16 protein-coding genes are annotated in these 16,985 nt (G+C 72.9%); 13 read left to right on the top strand and 3 right to left on the bottom strand.

Annotation, left to right across the window (positions count from 1 at the left end; genetic code table 11):
- Positions 1 to 37 precede the first annotated feature (37 nt).
- The 5 genes from IQ210_RS42680 to IQ210_RS42660 are packed head-to-tail and all read left to right on the top strand — an operon-like array spanning position 38 to position 3,362.
- Positions 38 to 382, top strand: a complete 345-nt coding sequence (locus IQ210_RS42680; RefSeq protein WP_194084652.1) for a hypothetical protein — start codon at positions 38 to 40, stop codon at positions 380 to 382.
- Complete coding sequence (locus tag IQ210_RS42675; RefSeq protein ID WP_194084651.1) at positions 382 to 1,416, top strand: FAD:protein FMN transferase; 1,035 nt, start codon at positions 382 to 384, stop codon at positions 1,414 to 1,416. The genes IQ210_RS42680 and IQ210_RS42675 overlap by 1 nt, the downstream gene beginning before the upstream one ends.
- The gene (locus IQ210_RS42670) at positions 1,413 to 1,973 is read left to right on the top strand and encodes a ferric reductase-like transmembrane domain-containing protein (protein WP_194084650.1); all 561 of its coding nucleotides are present in this window, start codon (positions 1,413 to 1,415) and stop codon (positions 1,971 to 1,973) included. Before IQ210_RS42675 ends, IQ210_RS42670 begins: the two co-directional genes overlap by 4 nt.
- The gene (locus IQ210_RS42665) at positions 1,970 to 3,151 is read left to right on the top strand and encodes an NADH-ubiquinone oxidoreductase-F iron-sulfur binding region domain-containing protein (protein ID WP_322658147.1); all 1,182 of its coding nucleotides are present in this window, start codon (positions 1,970 to 1,972) and stop codon (positions 3,149 to 3,151) included. The genes IQ210_RS42670 and IQ210_RS42665 overlap by 4 nt, the downstream gene beginning before the upstream one ends.
- A gap of 1 nt (position 3,152) precedes the next feature.
- Positions 3,153 to 3,362 carry a ferredoxin gene (locus IQ210_RS42660; protein ID WP_194084649.1) on the top strand — a complete coding sequence of 70 codons (210 nt, stop codon included), beginning with the start codon at positions 3,153 to 3,155 and terminating at the stop codon, positions 3,360 to 3,362.
- Positions 3,363 to 3,395: 33 nt separating this feature from the next.
- Here IQ210_RS42660 and IQ210_RS42655 read toward each other — a convergent pair whose 3' ends face one another.
- From IQ210_RS42655 to IQ210_RS42645, 3 genes are read right to left on the bottom strand one after another with little or no spacing between them, the layout of a single operon-like run.
- Positions 3,396 to 4,295, bottom strand: a complete 900-nt coding sequence (locus IQ210_RS42655; protein ID WP_194084648.1) for an aminoglycoside phosphotransferase family protein — start codon at positions 4,293 to 4,295, stop codon at positions 3,396 to 3,398.
- 26 nt (positions 4,296 to 4,321) lie between these two features.
- Positions 4,322 to 4,801, bottom strand: coding sequence for a ferritin-like domain-containing protein (locus tag IQ210_RS42650; RefSeq protein WP_194084647.1), 480 nt, complete (start codon positions 4,799 to 4,801; stop codon positions 4,322 to 4,324).
- Positions 4,798 to 5,355: a hypothetical protein gene (locus IQ210_RS42645; RefSeq protein WP_194084646.1), complete on the bottom strand. Its 558-nt coding sequence runs from the start codon at positions 5,353 to 5,355 to the stop codon at positions 4,798 to 4,800. Before IQ210_RS42645 ends, IQ210_RS42650 begins: the two co-directional genes overlap by 4 nt.
- 217 nt (positions 5,356 to 5,572) lie before the next feature.
- Here IQ210_RS42645 and rimP point away from each other — a divergent pair, with 217 nt between their 5' ends.
- From rimP to IQ210_RS42605, 8 genes are all read left to right on the top strand, one after another.
- Positions 5,573 to 6,070, top strand: a complete 498-nt coding sequence (gene rimP, locus IQ210_RS42640) for a ribosome maturation factor RimP (RefSeq protein ID WP_194084645.1) — start codon at positions 5,573 to 5,575, stop codon at positions 6,068 to 6,070.
- A gap of 2 nt (positions 6,071 to 6,072) precedes the next feature.
- On the top strand, positions 6,073 to 7,065 hold the full coding sequence (gene nusA / locus IQ210_RS42635) for a transcription termination factor NusA (protein WP_194084644.1): 993 nt from the start codon (positions 6,073 to 6,075) through the stop codon (positions 7,063 to 7,065).
- A gap of 97 nt (positions 7,066 to 7,162) precedes the next feature.
- Positions 7,163 to 7,444 carry a YlxR family protein gene (locus IQ210_RS42630; RefSeq protein WP_079313065.1) on the top strand — a complete coding sequence of 94 codons (282 nt, stop codon included), beginning with the start codon at positions 7,163 to 7,165 and terminating at the stop codon, positions 7,442 to 7,444.
- 163 nt (positions 7,445 to 7,607) lie between these two features.
- Positions 7,608 to 10,718: a translation initiation factor IF-2 gene (gene infB, locus IQ210_RS48395; protein ID WP_194084643.1), complete on the top strand. Its 3,111-nt coding sequence runs from the start codon at positions 7,608 to 7,610 to the stop codon at positions 10,716 to 10,718.
- A gap of 151 nt (positions 10,719 to 10,869) precedes the next feature.
- Entirely contained in the window at positions 10,870 to 11,163 is a 294-nt protein-coding gene (locus tag IQ210_RS42620; RefSeq protein WP_018531172.1) for a DUF503 domain-containing protein, read from the top strand.
- A 37-nt stretch (positions 11,164 to 11,200) separates the two neighbouring features.
- Positions 11,201 to 11,647, top strand: a complete 447-nt coding sequence (gene rbfA / locus IQ210_RS42615; protein WP_059197942.1) for a 30S ribosome-binding factor RbfA — start codon at positions 11,201 to 11,203, stop codon at positions 11,645 to 11,647.
- Positions 11,644 to 12,549 (top strand): tRNA pseudouridine(55) synthase TruB, encoded by a 906-nt coding sequence (gene truB / locus IQ210_RS42610; protein ID WP_194084642.1) that lies wholly within the window; start codon positions 11,644 to 11,646, stop codon positions 12,547 to 12,549. The genes rbfA and truB overlap by 4 nt, the downstream gene beginning before the upstream one ends.
- Before the next feature lie 916 nt (positions 12,550 to 13,465).
- Complete coding sequence (locus tag IQ210_RS42605; RefSeq protein WP_194084641.1) at positions 13,466 to 16,939, top strand: trypsin-like peptidase domain-containing protein; 3,474 nt, start codon at positions 13,466 to 13,468, stop codon at positions 16,937 to 16,939.
- The last annotated feature ends 46 nt before the right edge of the window (positions 16,940 to 16,985 follow it).

Raw genomic sequence — 16,985 nt, 5'->3', positions numbered from 1 at the left:
AGGACGTGACAGAACGTCACTACGGAGGGGAACGGTCATGAGAACCACGGAACGAGGTGCCGCCGCCGCGGTCCGCAGGGGCGCCCGCCGCACGGCCTCACTCGCCGCAGCCGTCACACTCGCCGCGGCGGCCGGGGTCTTCGCCCTGGTCGGCACGATGCAGGCGGACGCGCACACGACGGCGAGCAGCGGTACGAGCTCCAGCACGAGCAGCTCCACGGACTCGTCCACTTCGTCGTCGGACACCTCGTCGTCGGACAGCTCGTCGTCGGACACCTCGTCTTCGGACAGCTCGGCCAACTCCTCGACGGGCACGAGTACTTCGTCCCCCGGTCTCACCTCCGGCAGCGGCTCCGCCGACTCCACCTCGGGGGCGTCGTGATGGCCGTCTCCCTCAAGCAGCGCCGCGCACCACGCACCACGGCCGCCGCCGACTGGCGTGCCCTCGGCACCAGCGTCCGTCTCGTCGTCACCGACCCGGCCCTGCTGGACTCCTGCAACCTCCTCCTCGCCCGCCACCTCGCCGAGGTCGACGCGGCCTGCTCCCGCTTCCGCAAGGACTCGGAACTGGCCGCCCTCGACACCACGACCGGCCGCCCGGTCCAGGTCAGCCCGCTCCTCGCGGAAGCCCTGTCGGTTGCCCTGCGCGCGGCCGAGGCAACGGACGGCGCGGTCGACCCGACGGTCGGCTCGGCGATGGACGCGATCGGCTACGACCGCGACTTCACCCTCGTACGGGAGAACGACCGCCCGGTCCGCCTCACCGTGAAGCGCGCCCCCGGCTGGCGCCTCGTCGACCTCGACGACGACACCGGCACGGTGACCCTCCCGCCCGGCGTCCGCCTCGACCTGGGCGCCACCGCCAAGGCATGGGCCGCCGACCGAGCCGCGAACATGCTGGCCGAGGCTGCGGGCTGCGGCGTCCTGGTAGCCCTCGGCGGCGACACGGCCGTGGCGGGCGAATCCCCGGCGGGCGGCTGGCAGATCCGCGTCCAGGACATCACGGGCCCGGTGGACGAGACACCCGCGTACGGCTCGTACGACTCGGTGGGACTCCACAGCGGCGGCCTGGCGACCTCCGGCACAGCGGCCCGCCGCTGGCACCGAGGTGACCAGGCCCTCCACCACATCATCGACCCCAGCACCGGCCTCCCGGCCCGCACTCCGTGGCGCACGGTCTCGGTGGCGGCAGCCACGTGCGCCGAGGCGAACGCGGCAAGCACAGCGGCGTTGGTGAAGGGCGCGGGGGCAGAGCGCTGGCTGACGGGGATGGGCCTCCCGGCCCGCCTGGTGAGCCGAGAGGGCCTGGTCATAACAACTCCGGGTTGGCCGACGAACCTAAGGGGCGCGGGGCTGTATCGATCAGCGGCTCCGCCGCAGGGCGCGACAAGCCCCCACCGGCGGTCAGCCGCATGACGACCGAAACCCTCTGGTACGCCAACAGAGCAACAGGTGCCGTCTGCCTGATCCTCTTCACGATCGTGGTCGTACTAGGAATCGCCGTACGCCTCCGCACCCGCCTCCCCGGTCTCCCTCGCTTCGGCACCATCCGCCTCCACCGCACCCTCTCCCTCTCCGCCACCGCCTTCCTGGCCCTGCACATCACCACGGCGATCGTCGACACCTACGTCACCATCACGCTGACCGACGTCCTCATCCCGTTCGTCTCCGACTACCAACCCCTCTGGCTGGGCCTGGGCACCGTCGCCTTCGACCTCATGCTGGCGGTGGTCATCACCAGCCTCCTCCGCAACCGCATCGGCCACCGCGCCTGGCGCACGACGCACTGGCTGGCATACGCGTCCTGGCCGTTCGCCCTGATCCACGGCCTGGGCATCGGCACGGACACCGGCACCGACTGGATGACGTGGCTGACGATCGCCTGCGCCACCACGGTCCTGGCCGCCGCAGCCACGCGCATGCGCGCCAACACTCGCACCGGCACCCGTATCCGTGAAGGAGCCCACCCGTGACCGCGACGTTCCCGGACCTCCACATGCCCCCACGCCTGCTGGCCCCCGGCGGCACCCCGACGGACCTGCGGACGCACCAGGACCGCTACGGCCCCGTCCCCCAGGCCGCCGCGGACGACCTCCTCCGCCTGGTCGCCGAATCGGGCCTCACCGGCCGAGGCGGCGCCGCGTTCCCCGTCCACCGCAAGCTCCTCTCGGTCGCCGCCGCAGGCCACCGCACCGGCCGAACCCCGGTCGTCATCGCCAACGGCGCCGAGGGCGAACCCGCCAGCCGCAAGGACAGGACGCTGCTGCGCCTGTCACCGCACCTGGTCCTGGACGGCATCCAGCTCGCCGCGGCGGCGACGGGCGCGGGGGAGGCCCACCTCGCGGTGGAGGAAGGCGCACCCGACCTCGAATCGGCGCTGACCCACCGCCGCGACCCGGTCCCCGTCAAGGTCGTACGCCTCCCCGCGCGCTTCCTCTCCGGCCAGTCCTCGGCACTCGCCCGGTACGTCGGAGGAGGCGCCGCGCTCCCGGCGTACCAGAACCCCCCGATCCGCGAACGGGGCGTCCACCGCGCCCCGACCCTGGTCCAGAACGTCGAGACCCTCGCCCACCTGGCTCTGATCGCCCGCTACGGCCCCGACTGGTTCCGCACGGCCGGCACCCAGGCCCAGCCCGGCAGCGCCCTGTGCACGATCCACACGCCCGGGCATGAACCCCACGTGGTGGAAGCCCCGTTCGGAACCCCTCTGCACCGCCTCATGCCCCTGCACGGCACGTCCGCGGTCCTGCTCGGCGGCTACCACGGCACCTGGCTCCCGACGCCGGAGGCGGCGTCCCGGACGCTGGACGCGACGACCATGGGCGCCGGCGTCCTGATGGGCCTCCCGGCCGACCGCTGCGGTCTGAAGGAGACGGCCGGAATCCTGCGGTACCTGGCATCGCAGTCGGCGGGCCAGTGCGGCCCCTGCCTCAACGGCCTGCCCCGCATCTCGGCGGCCTTCACGACCCTGGCCGAGCCGGGCCCGCAGGGCAGCACCCGCACGGACGTCGCCCGCTGGTCAGGCCTGGTGGAGGGCCGGGGCGCCTGCCACCACCCCGACGGGACAGTCCGCCTGGTCCGCAGCGCCCTGACGACTTTCGCCCCCGAACTTGACGCCCACGCAAGGGGCTTCTGCACGGAGAACCACTGACATGAACGAGCGGATCGACATCGACTGGACGGGTTGCGAGGCCCATGGCCTGTGCGCGGAACTCCTGCCGGAGCACATCGAGTTGGACGAATGGGGCTACCCCCTGGTGGCGAACATGCCACTCCCGCCCCACACCCTCAAACGGGCCCGCAGAGCAGCGTCAGACTGTCCAGCTCTGGCTCTGAAACTAAGGGTTGTACGGGATACCTAGGGGCGCGGGGCTGTATCACCAAAAACTCAACCCCTAAAGCCACCCGGCGAATTCAAGCAACAGCTCGGCATCCTGCGGCCTCCCCACCCGGAGGGCCCGCACTCCGGACTCCACCGCCCGGAACAACGCCCACCCCCGCAACCGCTCCTGATCCACATCCAACGACTCCGCAAGCCGCTTCACCCGCCGCCGAGTGATGGACGCCCCCGACGGCGAGGCGATCAGATCCTCCACCCGATCCCGCACCAACCGCGCGAGATCGAACGCACACTCACCCACCACCGGATCCGGCCCCACCGCCAGCCACGGCATCCGCTCCCCGGCCAACACCTTGCTCTGCCGGAACGTGCCATGCAGCAACCGCTCCTCAGGCGGCGCACTCAGCAGCTCCTCACGCGCCGCCACCGCCGCGGACACCAGCGGACCGACCTCGGCCAGGCCCGACGCGGTCGCCCGCATCGCCTCCGCCTGCCGCCCCGTCCGCTCGGCCACCGTCTCGAACACATGCCCCGCAGGCGGCTCGACCCAGAGCCGCCGCAAGGTACCGGCCGCCTCCAGCAACGCCTTCGCCTCGGGCAACGACCGCACCGACACATCGGGATGCAGCCGCTCCAGCAGCAGCACCCCTTCCCCCGCGAACGGCTCCAGCAGCTGTACGGCACCCAGCCCGTCCCAGTGCGCCAGCGCCGCCCGCTCCGCCTCCGGCCGGAACCTGGGCGGGGCCAGCTTGAGCACGGCGGGGGAGCCGTCGGCACGCCGGACCAGCACGACCAGGCTGCTGCGACCGCCCGGCACCTGCACCCGCTCCACCGTCAACTCGCGTAGCGCGACGGCCTGCTGAGCCGCCTCGGGCAGCTTCTCCAACCAGTCGTCACCGTCAGGTGCCGTCTCACCGAGCGCCCTGACCAGACGCCGCGGCGGTTCGAAAGCCATACCCGAGTTCTTCCCTTCAGTACGCGTTACGCCGTAGGAGTCGGCGCGGCCGTGGCGGTGGCCGTGGCCGTCGCCGCCCGCTCGGCGAGACCAGGGAAGGCTACGCTCTCCCCGCGCCAGCGCACCGCCCGCACCGCCGCCTCCCGCAGCGCCTCCGTGGCCATGGCCCGCCGCCCGTCCACGGTTGCCCGCACCAGGTCGGAGTACACCCCGGCGACCCGGTCCTCCAGCTCGGCGGCGAGCCGCACGGCCGCCTCCGAGTCCGGCACCGGGAACGGCAGCGCGTACCCGGCCGCCGCGGCGACCGGCTTGCCGCCCAGGTCCCGCACCTCACGGACCAGCTGGTCACGCCGGGCGCGATGGGCGTCGTAGGCGGAACGCGCCTCGGTGCGCCGGCCCTCGCGGATGCGGCCGCCGACGACGCCGTAGCCGTAGACCGCCGCGTGCTCGGCCGCCAGGGCCGCCTGGAGGGCGGTCAGGGTCCGCTTCTCTTCCTTGTCGCTCACTTGGCCGCCTCCGTCAGCAGATACGCGTGCGCCGCCCCGGCCGCGGCCACCGAGGCCAGCAGCCGGGCCAGCTCGCCCGGCAGGTCGAGCAGCGACTTCGCGCGCGCGTCCGCGAGCGCGCGCTCCGCGGTGGCGAGCTCGGCCAGGGCGTCCTTCTCGTTCGCCGGCGCGGTGACGGCCGGCGACGGCGCCGCCGTGCCACTCGCTGACGCGGATGCGGAAGCCGAGGGAGACGCCGTCGCGCCCGCCGCCCCCGTTCCGCCGAACGCCTCCACATGCCGTACCGCCTCCGCCCGCAGCGGTGCCAGGCGCTCCGCGAGCGTCGGATGGGCGGCGAGGACGGCGTCGTACCGCTCGACGATCCCCCTGCTGTCCCGCGCCGCACGCGTGCGTGCCCGCTCGGTGACCGACGGGCTGCCTCCGGTGCTCTCCTCGGAGTCCGAGTCGTCGGACCCGGAGGAGCAGCCCACCAGGAGGGCGGCTCCGGCGGCCGAGGCGAGAAGGGTTCTTCTGCGCGGCCCCGAGGGGGTGCGCGGCGGCGGGGGGTACGGCACGGCAGACGTCCTCGGGGGGCTCGTACGAACATACGGGCGGGAAGGGCGGCCCCGCCGGTGATCACGGTACCCGCGCACCGGTCCGCAGCCACTCATCGGCACCGTTCGCGGGCCCCTGGGGGCGCACGATGGACGGCAACAGTCCTTCGGACCGGATACCCTTTGACCAGACACGCGACCTTCCCACAACAGCACACGCGGCCGAGGAGTCACCCGGATGAGCACCACCCAGAGCGAGAGGCTGCGAGAGCTCCTGGAACCGCTCGTCACCTCCCAGGGACTGGATCTCGAAGAGATCGCCGTGGACTCCGTCGGACGAAAGCGCGTGCTGCGTGTCGTCGTCGACTCCGACCAGGGCGCCGATCTGGACGCCATCGCCGATGTGAGCCGCGCGCTCTCGGCGAAGCTCGACGAGACGGACGCGATGGGCGAGGGCGAGTACACCCTCGAGGTCGGCACCCCGGGCGCGGAGCGCCTCCTCACCGAGCACCGGCACTACGCCCGCGCCGTCGACCGGCTGGTGAAGTTCCAACTGGCCGAGGGCGGGGAACTGGTCGCCCGGATCCTCGAGGTCGACGACGAGGGCCTCGACGTCGAGGTGCCCGGAGTGAAGGGCCGCAAGGCCACCGCCCGCAGGCTCGGCTTCGCCGAGATCGACAAGGCGCGCGTCCAGGTCGAGTTCAACCGCAAGGACAAGAAGGAAGAGGAGGCGTAGCCGTGGACATCGACATGAGTGCCCTGCGGGGCTTGGTACGGGAGAAGGAGATCTCCTTCGACCTGTTGGTCGAGGCGATCGAGTCGGCCCTCCTCATCGCCTACCACCGCACCGAGGGAAGCCACCGCCACGCGCGCGTGCGCCTCGACCGGGAATCCGGCCATGTGGTCGTGTGGGCGAAGGAAGACCCCGAGGACCTCGAGGAGGGCCAGGAGCCCCGCGAGTTCGACGACACCCCGTCCGACTTCGGCCGTATCGCCGCCACCACCGCCAAGCAGGTCATCCTGCAGCGGCTGCGCGACGCCGAGGACGACGCGACGCTCGGCGAGTACGCCGGCCGCGAGGGCGACATCGTCACCGGCGTGGTCCAGCAGGGCCGCGACCCGAAGAACGTGCTCGTCGACATCGGCAAGCTGGAGGCCATCCTGCCGGTGCAGGAGCAGGTCCCGGGCGAGACCTACCAGCACGGCATGCGGCTGCGGTCGTACGTCGTCCGAGTGGCGAAGGGCGTGCGCGGTCCGTCCGTCACCCTGTCGCGCACCCACCCCAACCTGGTGAAGAAGCTCTTCGCGCTCGAGGTGCCGGAGATCGCCGACGGGTCCGTCGAGATCGCCGCCATCGCGCGTGAGGCCGGTCACCGCACCAAGATCGCCGTACGGTCCACCCGTTCCGGGTTGAACGCCAAGGGCGCCTGCATCGGCCCCATGGGCGGCCGTGTGCGCAACGTCATGGGCGAGCTGAACGGCGAGAAGATCGACATCGTCGACTGGTCGGACGACCCGGCCGAGATGGTGGCGAACGCGCTGTCCCCGGCCCGTGTCTCCAAGGTCGAGGTCGTGGACCTCGCGGCCCGCTCCGCGCGCGTGACCGTGCCGGACTACCAGCTGTCCCTGGCGATCGGCAAGGAAGGGCAGAATGCCCGGCTTGCGGCCCGCCTGACCGGCTGGCGGATCGACATCCGTCCGGACACCGAGCAGCCCGCCGAGCAGGACTGAGGAATAGATCCAAGCCGCGGTTGGCTTAGATCACGACAACAACCGTTCGATTCCTGCCCCAAAGGGGTGAGGTCGGTACGGGGAGGTAGACTTAGCAGTGTCTGGCCGGACGCGCGCCCGCGCATGCCCTGAACGCACCTGTGTGGGGTGCAGGCAGCGAGCGGCCAAGACCGATCTGCTGCGCACCGTGGCGATCAAGGACGCATGCGTCCCCGATCCAAGCGGTACGCTGCCCGGCCGGGGCGCCTATGTGCACCCCGCCCTGGTCTGTCTCGACCAGGCGGTACGCCGCCGGGCGTTCACGCGGGCGCTGCGCGCCCCGGGAGCGCTCGACGTAAAGGCGTTGCGCCAGTACGTCGAGCAGACAGACAGTTGCTGAGCAGGCAACACCGCAAGGAGTGTCGTACGGAACCCCCGTGCGGCCCTGGTACCCCGCGAGTTGGAAGTAGGTCGAGATTGCGATGAGCACTCGATGAGCACGCGATGAGTACGCCCATGAAGTAGCGACGGTCCGGACGCAACCCGGACCTAAAAGGAGCGAAGTGGCTAAGGTCCGGGTATACGAACTCGCCAAGGAGTTCGGGGTTGAGAGCAAGGTCGTCATGGCCAAGCTCCAGGAACTCGGTGAATTCGTCCGTTCGGCGTCTTCGACCATCGAAGCGCCCGTCGTCCGCAAGTTGACGGACGCCCTCCAGCAGGGCAACGGAGGCGGCAAGCCCGCCCCGCGCAAGGCTGCCCCGGCGAAGCCGGCAGCCCCCTCTCCGGCGCAGGCTGCCCGTCCGGCCGCCCCGCGCCCGCCGGCCCCCAAGCCGGCCGCCGCCGAGACGCCCGCGGCTCCCGCCGCGCCGGCGCCTTCCGGCCCCCGTCCGACCCCGGGCCCGAAGCCCGCGCCGCGCCCCGCGCCGGCGTCCCCGGCTCCGACCACGCCCGAGTTCACGGCACCCCCGTCGGCTCCCGCCGCGCCGGCTCCCGCGCAGGGCTCCGGCCCGCGTCCGGGTGCCCCGCGTCCGGCCGGCCAGCAGGCCCCGCGTCCGGGTGCCCGTCCCGGTGGCCCCGCACAGGGCGGCCAGGGCCGTGGCGACCGTCCGGCTCCCGGCGGTCAGCGTCCGGGTGGCCAGGCGCCGCGTCCCGGTGCCCGTCCGGCCGGTCCCCGTCCGGGCAACAACCCCTTCACCTCTGGTGGCTCCACCGGCATGGCGCGCCCGCAGGCGCCCCGTCCGGGCGGTGCCCCGCGTCCCGGCGGCCCCGGTGCCCCCGGTGAGCGTCCCGGCGGTGCCCCGCGTCCGCAGGGCCAGGGCGGTCCTCGTCCCCAGGGTGCGGCGGGCGGTCCCCGTCCGCAGGCTCCGGGTGGCGCGCGTCCGACCCCGGGCGGCATGCCTCGTCCGCAGGGCGGTCCCCGTCCCGGCGGCGGCCCCGGCGGCCCGCGTCCGAACCCCGGCATGATGCCGCAGCGTCCTGCTGCCGGCCCGCGTCCCGGCGGCGGTGGCCCCGGTGGCCGTGGTCCCGGTGGCGGCGGTCGTCCCGGTGGCGGCGGCGGTCGTCCGGGTGGCGGCGGCGGCTTCGCCGGCCGTCCCGGTGGCGGCGGCGGTTTCGCCGGCCGTCCGGGCGGTCCCGGTGGCGGTGGCGGCGGTTTCGCCGGCCGTCCCGGTGGTCCGGGTGCCGGTGCGGGCGGCGGCGGTCGTCCCGGCTTCGGCGGTCGTCCCGGTGGTCCGGGTGGCCGTGGTGGCACGCAGGGCGCCTTCGGTCGTCCCGGCGGTCCCGCGCGTCGCGGTCGCAAGTCGAAGCGGCAGAGGCGCCAGGAGTACGAGGCCATGCAGGCCCCGTCGGTCGGCGGTGTGATGCTGCCTCGCGGCAACGGCGAGACCGTTCGCCTGTCGCGCGGTGCCTCGCTCACCGACTTCGCGGAGAAGATCAACGCCAACCCGGCGTCGCTCGTCGCGGTCATGATGAACCTCGGCGAGATGGTCACCGCCACGCAGTCCGTCTCCGACGAGACGCTCCAGCTCCTCGCCGACGAGATGAACTACACGGTTCAGATCGTCAGCCCGGAGGAGGAGGACCGCGAGCTGCTCGAGTCCTTCGACATCGAGTTCGGCGAGGACGAGGGCGACGAGGAGGACCTGGTGGTCCGCCCGCCGGTCGTCACCGTCATGGGTCACGTCGACCACGGAAAGACCCGACTGCTCGACGCCATCCGCAAGACCAACGTCATCGCGGGCGAGGCCGGCGGCATCACCCAGCACATCGGTGCCTACCAGGTCGCGACCGAGGTCAACGACGAAGAGCGCAAGATCACCTTCATCGACACCCCGGGTCACGAGGCGTTCACCGCCATGCGTGCCCGTGGTGCGCGGTCGACGGACATCGCGATCCTCGTCGTCGCGGCCAACGACGGCGTCATGCCGCAGACGGTCGAGGCGCTGAACCACGCCAAGGCGGCCGACGTGCCGATCGTCGTCGCGGTCAACAAGATCGACGTCGAGGGCGCCGACCCGACCAAGGTGCGCGGTCAGCTCACCGAGTACGGGCTGGTGGCCGAGGAGTACGGCGGCGACACGATGTTCGTCGACATCTCCGCCAAGCAGGGTCTGCACATCGACTCCCTGCTGGAGGCCGTGATCCTCACCGCCGATGCCTCGCTCGACCTGCGGGCCAACCCGCACCAGGACGCGCAGGGCATCTCGATCGAGTCCCGTCTCGACCGCGGCCGCGGTGCCGTGTCGACGGTCCTCGTCCAGCGCGGCACGCTGCGGGTCGGCGACACCATGGTGGTCGGCGACGCGTACGGCCGAGTCCGGGCGATGCACGACGACAACGGCAACAGCGTGGCCGAGGCCGGCCCGTCGACGCCGGTCCAGGTCCTGGGCCTGACCAACGTCCCGGGCGCGGGCGACAACTTCCTGGTGGTCGACGAGGACCGTACGGCCCGTCAGATCGCCGAGAAGCGCGCCGCCCGTGAGCGCAACGCCGCGTTCGCCAAGCGCACGCGCCGCGTCTCCCTCGAGGACCTGGACAAGGTGCTCAAGGCCGGCGAGGTCCAGCAGCTCAACCTCATCATCAAGGGTGACGCTTCTGGTTCCGTCGAGGCGCTCGAGTCCTCCCTGCTCCAGCTGGACGTCGGCGAAGAGGTCGACATCCGCGTCCTGCACCGAGGCGTCGGTGCGGTCACGGAGTCGGACATCGACCTGGCGATGGGCTCCGACGCCATCGTGATCGGCTTCAACGTCCGCGCGGCCGGCCGCGCGGCGCAGATGGCCGAGCGCGAGGGCGTGGACGTCCGGTACTACTCGGTCATCTACCAGGCGATCGAGGAGATCGAGGCGGCCCTCAAGGGCATGCTCAAGCCGGAGTACGAAGAGGTCGAGCTCGGTACGGCGGAGATCCGCGAGGTCTTCAAGTCGTCCAAGCTGGGCAACATCGCGGGTGTTCTCATCCGCTCCGGCGAGGTCAAGCGCAACACCAAGGCGCGCCTGGTCCGCGATGGCAAGGTCATCGCGGAGAACCTCAACATCGAGGGTCTGCGTCGCTTCAAGGACGACGTCACCGAGATCCGCGAAGGCTACGAGGGTGGTATCAACCTCGGAAACTTCAACGACATCAAGGTCGACGACGTCATCGCGACGTACGAGATGCGCGAGAAGCCGCGCGTCTGACCGTCACAGCACGCGATCGGGGCCGATCGGCGGGGAAGTTCCCTTGCGGGAATTTCCGTCGATCGGCCCCGGCCGTTGCGTGTACGGTTCCCGTATCGGCGTCCAAGCGCGGCGCCCGTACCCCGAACCGGCGGGACATCCGGACACACACATGTATGTGGGGACTCTGTCCTTCGACCTGCTCCTCGGCGACGTCCACTCGCTGAAGGAGAAACGCTCACTCGTCCGTCCGATCGTGGCCGAGCTCCAGCGCAAGTACGCGGTGAGTGCGGCGGAGACGGGCAATCAGGACCTCCATCGCCGGGCCGAGATCGGGCTCGCGGTGGTATCCGGGGACACAGGCCACCTCACCGACGTATTGGACCGCTGTGAGCGGCTGGTGGCCGGACGGCCCGAGGTGGAACTGCTCTCGGTTCGACGCAGGCTCCACAGCGACGAAGACTGAAGCAAGCGGCAAGAGAAGTAACTAAGGAGACGGACCAGTGGCCGACAACGCGCGGGCGAAGAGGCTGGCGGACCTCATCCGGGAGGTGGTGGCCCAGAAGCTGCAACGGGGGATCAAGGACCCGCGGCTCGGCACCCACGTCACCATCACGGACACCAGGGTCACCGGTGACCTCCGGGAGGCAACCGTCTTCTACACGGTGTACGGGGACGACGAGGAGCGAGCGGCGGCGGCGGCCGGGCTGGAGAGCGCCAAGGGCGTGCTCCGTTCCGCGGTCGGCGCGGCGGCGGGCGTGAAGTTCACCCCGACGCTCACCTTCGTGGCCGACGCCCTCCCGGACAACGCCCGGACCATCGAGGACCTCCTCGACAAGGCCCGCCAGTCCGACGAGAAGGTGCGCGAGGTCTCGGCCGGCGCGACCTACGCCGGCGAGGCGGACCCGTACCGGAAGCCGGGCGAGGACGAGGACGACACCTCCGAATGAACCGGAAGAGCACCACGCCCGACGGCCTTGTCATCGTCGACAAGCCGTCGGGCTTCACTTCGCACGACGTGGTCGCCAAGATGCGCGGGATCGCCAGGACCCGACGCGTCGGCCACGCCGGCACCCTCGACCCCATGGCGACGGGCGTGCTCGTCCTCGGCGTCGAGAAGGCGACCAAGCTCCTGGGGCATCTCGCCCTCACCGAGAAGGAGTACCTGGGCACGATCCGGCTCGGCCAGACGACCCTGACCGACGACGCAGAGGGCGAGATCACGGGGTCGACAGACGCCTCGAAGGTCACCCGCGAGGCCGTCGACGCCGGGATCGCCAAGCTGAGCGGCGACATCATGCAGGTGCCGTCCAAGGTCAGCGCCATCAAGATCGACGGCGTGCGCTCCTACAAGCGGGCGCGCGAGGGCGAGGAGTTCGAGATCCCGGCCCGCCCGGTGCGGATCTCGTCCTTCGCGGTGTACGACGTCCGGGACGCGGTCGCGGCGGACGGCACGCCGGTGATGGACCTGGTGGTGTCCGTGGTCTGCTCCTCGGGCACGTACATCCGGGCGCTGGCCCGGGACCTGGGCGCGGACCTGGGGGTGGGCGGCCATCTCACCGCGCTGCGCCGCACCCGCGTCGGCCCGTACAAGCTGGACTCGGCGAAGACCCTGGATCAGCTCCAGCAGGAGCTGACGGTCATGCCGATCGCCGAGGCCGCCGCGGCCGCGTTCCCGCGCTGGGACGTGGACGCCAAGCGGGCGAGGCTGCTGCTGAACGGCGTACGCCTGGAGATGCCCGACGAGTACGCGGGCCGCGGCGCGGTCGCCGTCTTCGACCCCGAGGGCCGCTTCCTCGCCCTGGTCGAGGAACAGAAGGGCAAGGCGAAGAGCCTGGCCGTCTTCGGCTGAGCCGCTCGATCACGCCCCGTCCGTGGAGCGGCGGTCACGGAGTACTCCGCCGCTCCACGGTCCCCCCTCGGTTCCCCCACCCCTAGGGTGTATCCACCCGCCCCCACCCATTCACCCGTCCGGGCAGGCGCTCGGAGTGAACCGGGGGAGCGGAAGGGGGCGCGTTCACCACGCGATCTGTCCCGCCGATCAGCCGGTGCCTACCGTCGAAGACGGGCCTGTCCCACGGACCACCCGACCGAGAGACGGCCCCGCGAGCACGACAGCACCACGGCGGGGAGGTTCCACCATGACGGGACGGGGCTCACGGACGGCGGGGGGCCGTGGGCGGGACGCGGGACGGGGGGACGGGGGAGTTCGGGGGCCGGCGGGGCGCGGGGGCTCGGAGCCGGGGAGTCAGGCAGGGCCCCCGGAGTCGGGCCTCGGGGCAAGGCTTTCCGAGTCGGGCCGCGAGGCAGGAATCTCGGAGTCGTGCCGCGAGGCAGGGCTTTCGGCGCCGGGCATCGGGGCAGGAGCCTCGGCGTCGGGTCCTGGGCGTGCTGCCGGGACGGGCCGGGCGCGGGACGCGGGTCGGGGACGCGCCCGGGACTCTCGGCAGGGCTATGGGGATGACTCGGGGACGGGCCAGGCACGTGGCTCCGGGCCGGGTGCCGCGGGCGATTCGGCGGAGGAGCGAGGGTACGGCGCAGGGGCGGACCAGGCGTATGCCCCGGGGGCGGGCTCGGCGCCGGGCTCGGAGCCGGGGCGGGCGTACAACTCAGGGGCGAGGCAGGCGCGGCGGCCAGGTGCGGGACGCGAACGTGGGGCCTCGGCAGGGTTTGAGCGTGGAGCTCGGCCAGGGAGCGAGCGTGATGTTCCGGCAGGGGAGTCGCACGGCCTCGGGTCGGGATCGGGGGCCGATCATGTACTCGTTCGGGTGCGTGATCTGGCCGGGCGGCCCAGGGGTGTCGGGTTCGTTGCTGATCATCGGGGCACCGTCATCACCAGTCATGAGGTCGTCGACGGGCTGCCCCGGCTGTTGATGTACGCCGCCGAGGACCGGCACTGTGTGGTGAGCGCCGACGCGGTGACCGCGCTGCCCGAGTTGAATCTGGCGCTCGTACGGACCGAGGGGCTCGGTGTCGATCCGTTGCCCGTCGGCGGGCGGGGCGGCGTCGAGACCGGTGCCTATGTGCGGATCGCCGCCGGGTGCTGGCGCGAGGCGCGGGTGCTCGGGACCGGTTCCGTGACGTACACGGCGACGGACCGCTTCCATCTCCTCGACGGCGTACTGGAGTTGGCGATCGGCACGGCAGGGCGGGACGCGCTGCGGCTCGGCGGCGGCGCGGCCGGGGGCCCGGTCCTCGACGCCGCGACCGGCGCGGTGGTCGCCGTACTGGGGACCGCACTGCAGAGCGGCCGGCGCGAGACCGGTTTCGCGGTGCCCCTCTTCCCGCCCCCGGACGGCCCCCTCGCCGACCTGCTCGCCGAGAACGCGGCGACCGTCCCCGCGTACGGCACCGACCTCAACCTGGCGGGAGTCCTGGAACTGACGGCCACCTCGGTGGGCCAGGACGGGCCGCCGGGCGCGTTGGCCGGGTACGTGGGCCGGGCCGCGGACACCGTCGGTCCCGGCGCGGTGGAACCGGTCCAACGGGCGGCCACGGCAGCGGAGTTCGAGGCGTTCGTCGAGGGCGACGCCGCCGTCCTCGCGCTCGTCGGACCGCCCGGCAGCGGCCGTACGACGGAACTCGCGTCCCTCGCCGCCCGCCGCAACCGGGGTGCCCGCCCCGCTCCCACCCTCTGGCTGCGCGGCGCCGACCTGAGGGACGAGGACACGTCGGTCGCCGACGCCGCCGAAAGGGCGTTGACGCGCGCCGCGAGGATCGTCGCCGCATCGCACTCCGCGGACGTGACCGACCTGGGCGACCTCACCCCCGCCCGCCTCTCCCGGCTGGCCCGCACCGAGGGCCGCCCCCTGCTCCTGCTCCTGGACGGCCCCGAGGAGATGCCCCCCGTACTGGCCCACCGCCTGCCCGAGTGGACCGACGGCACGGCCCGTTGGCTACGGGAGTCGGGGGCGAGGCTCGTGGTGGCGTGCCGGGCGGAGTACTGGGAGGGGGCGGGGGCCGGGTTTCCGGGGGAGATGCTCTACGGGAGTGCCTCCCTTGACCCTGGCGCTGCCCCTGACGCGGGCTCAGCTGTTGCAGCCCGTCCGGCGTCCGAGGACCCCGACACCCCCTGCGTCCACCTCACCGACCTCCAGGACGACGAGGCCCGTACAGCGCGCGCCCGCTACCGCATCCCCGACGGCACCCTGCACACCCCCGACGCCCGCCACCCCCTCACCCTCCGCCTCCTCGCCGAGGTCCGCGCCGCCCTCCCCGACGCCCCCCACGCCCACGTCGACCGCGACGACGTCTTCGCGGCCTACCTCGACCTGATGTGCCTCCGCATCGCCGTCCGCCTCGCCGCCGAGAACGGCCTGCGCGGCACCGCCGTACGCCGCCTCGCGGCCAAGGTCTCCGGCCAGGTCCACGAGGCCGCCCGCCGCAGCCTCGGCCCCGGACAGGGTGAACTGGACCGGGAGTCGTTCGAGGCGGTGTTCCCCTGGGGCCCCGCCCCGGCCCGCCTCGGCGGCGGCACCGGCTGGGCCTCCGCCGTCCTCACCGAGGGCCTCCTCGTCCCCGCCGGCAGCGGCTACCGCTTCGCCCACGAGGAACTCGCCGACTGGATCCAGGGCATCCACCTCGACCTGGACGAGGCCCTGCGCGCCCTCGTCCACCGCCGCCGTACCCACCCGGCGGACCGCCACCCGCTCCCCGTACCGCACCACCGCATTGGACCGGTCGTCCAGTCCCTGCTCCTCCTCGCCCGCCAGCAGGGCACCCCGAGCCTCGCCCTCCGCCTGGAGGAACTGATCCGGGCACTGGACGCCGACCCGCACTCCTGGTGGGCGGCCCGCCTCCTCACCGAGTCCCTCCTACGGGTGCCCGACGCGACCCCGTACACGGGGGTGCTGCGGCTGCTGGCGGACCGGGTGGTGGACTGGCGGGGACGGGAACGGGAGCAGAAACGGGAGTCCGCGCCTCTCACCACCACCTCCCACTTCCCGCCCACCTTCTGGCTGGCCCTCCCCCTCCCCCCGGTCACCCTCCTCGACCTCCTCCGCCGTCTCGTCCTCGCCGACGGCCCCCCGCAGGACACCGCCCCCCGTTTCCTGGACGCCGCCTCGCGCCTCCTCGCCGACGCCCCCGGTGCCGTACAGCCCCATCTCACCCGCTGGTTCGACGACGAGCGCCCGCTGCCCGCGACCCCGCACGCGACCGTCGCGAAGGCGGCGCAGGCGCTGCTGCACACGCACCGGCGGCTGGCGCTGGACGACCTGACGGAGGTGCTGGTCGACTGCGCCCACCGGCGGGCCGACGAGTTGCTGGCGGTGCTCGCGGAGGACGAGCCGTCGGCGGTGTGCCGGGCGGTGGACCGGTGGGCGCACGACGAGCGCCCGGACCGACGCGTCGCGGCGGTCGCCTACGGTCTGCGCGCCGCCCCGCACGTGACCACCGAGGCCGACCGCGAACTGCTCCGCTACGCCGCCCTCACCCTCCTCGCCCGCCCCGCCGACTGCACCCTGCACGGCGGCGCGCTCGCGCTGCTCGTCCGCGACCCGCACACGCGGGCCCGCCATCTCCCGCAGGCCCTCGGCCACTTCGCGGCCGGCGACCCGCACTTCCCGCCGAGCGCGCTGGTCGCCGCCCTCGCCACTCACCCCGAGCCGGTGCTCGACGCGTTCCGGGCGCGGCTGCGCCGCCCGGGTGCCGGAGAAGCGCTGCGTACGCTCGCCGACGTCACGCTGCCCACGCCGGCCCGCCGGATCGCCGTACTTGTACGGGAGGCCGTGGAGCAGCGCCCGGAGACCGCGGCGGACGTGGCCGCGTACGTCGACCGGCGCCTCGACCAGGGCCCGGGCACCCGGGCCGTGCTCTTCCCGCTCGTCACCGGACTGCTGGACGACGGCCCGGAGGAGGTACGGACGGCCCTGGCCGCCGTACTCGTCACCCCCGGAACAGCCGCCTCCCACCCTCTCCGTCGAGAACTGCTCGAACACCTGTTGAGCCAGGAGCGCGAGCCGGCCGTGCTGGACGCACTCCTGCGCGCCGCCGCTCGCCACCCCGAAGAAGGCGACGGCCTGCGCGAACTCGTGCACCGCATCGGCGTCCTGCTCGTGCGCACCCCGCACGGAGCGGCCCGTTTCGACCGTGCGCTGGTCGACCTGGGGCGGCGGACCCCCGGCTTCGCCGCCCAGGTGGCGGGCTGGCTGACCGACGCTCCACGGCAGTGGGCGGCCGTGGTCGGCCCTAGCAGCCGCCGCATGATCGAGAACCTGGCCGGGGTCAGGGTCCCCGCCTGACCCACGTGCGTCGAGTCACAGCGCCGATGCCGATGCGGGCCGGACG

Origin of the sequence: Streptomyces justiciae, from assembly GCF_015163075.1 — a bacterium.
GTDB lineage: Bacteria > Actinomycetota > Actinomycetes > Streptomycetales > Streptomycetaceae > Streptomyces > Streptomyces justiciae.
This window is presented reverse-complemented; position numbering and strand designations above follow the sequence as displayed.

Bases quoted from the DNA above. Each gene is read 5' to 3' on its own strand.
- IQ210_RS42680 (WP_194084652.1), top strand. From the start codon at position 38: ATGAGAACCACGGAACGAGGTGCCGCCGCCGCGGTCCGCAGGGGCGCC.
- IQ210_RS42675 (WP_194084651.1), top strand. From the start codon at position 382: ATGGCCGTCTCCCTCAAGCAGCGCCGCGCACCACGCACCACGGCCGCC.
- IQ210_RS42670 (WP_194084650.1), top strand. From the start codon at position 1,413: ATGACGACCGAAACCCTCTGGTACGCCAACAGAGCAACAGGTGCCGTC.
- IQ210_RS42660 (WP_194084649.1), top strand. From the start codon at position 3,153: ATGAACGAGCGGATCGACATCGACTGGACGGGTTGCGAGGCCCATGGC.
- IQ210_RS42655 (WP_194084648.1), bottom strand. From the start codon at position 4,295: ATGGCTTTCGAACCGCCGCGGCGTCTGGTCAGGGCGCTCGGTGAGACG.
- rimP (WP_194084645.1), top strand. From the start codon at position 5,573: ATGAGCACCACCCAGAGCGAGAGGCTGCGAGAGCTCCTGGAACCGCTC.
- IQ210_RS42620 (WP_018531172.1), top strand. From the start codon at position 10,870: ATGTATGTGGGGACTCTGTCCTTCGACCTGCTCCTCGGCGACGTCCAC.
- truB (WP_194084642.1), top strand. From the start codon at position 11,644: ATGAACCGGAAGAGCACCACGCCCGACGGCCTTGTCATCGTCGACAAG.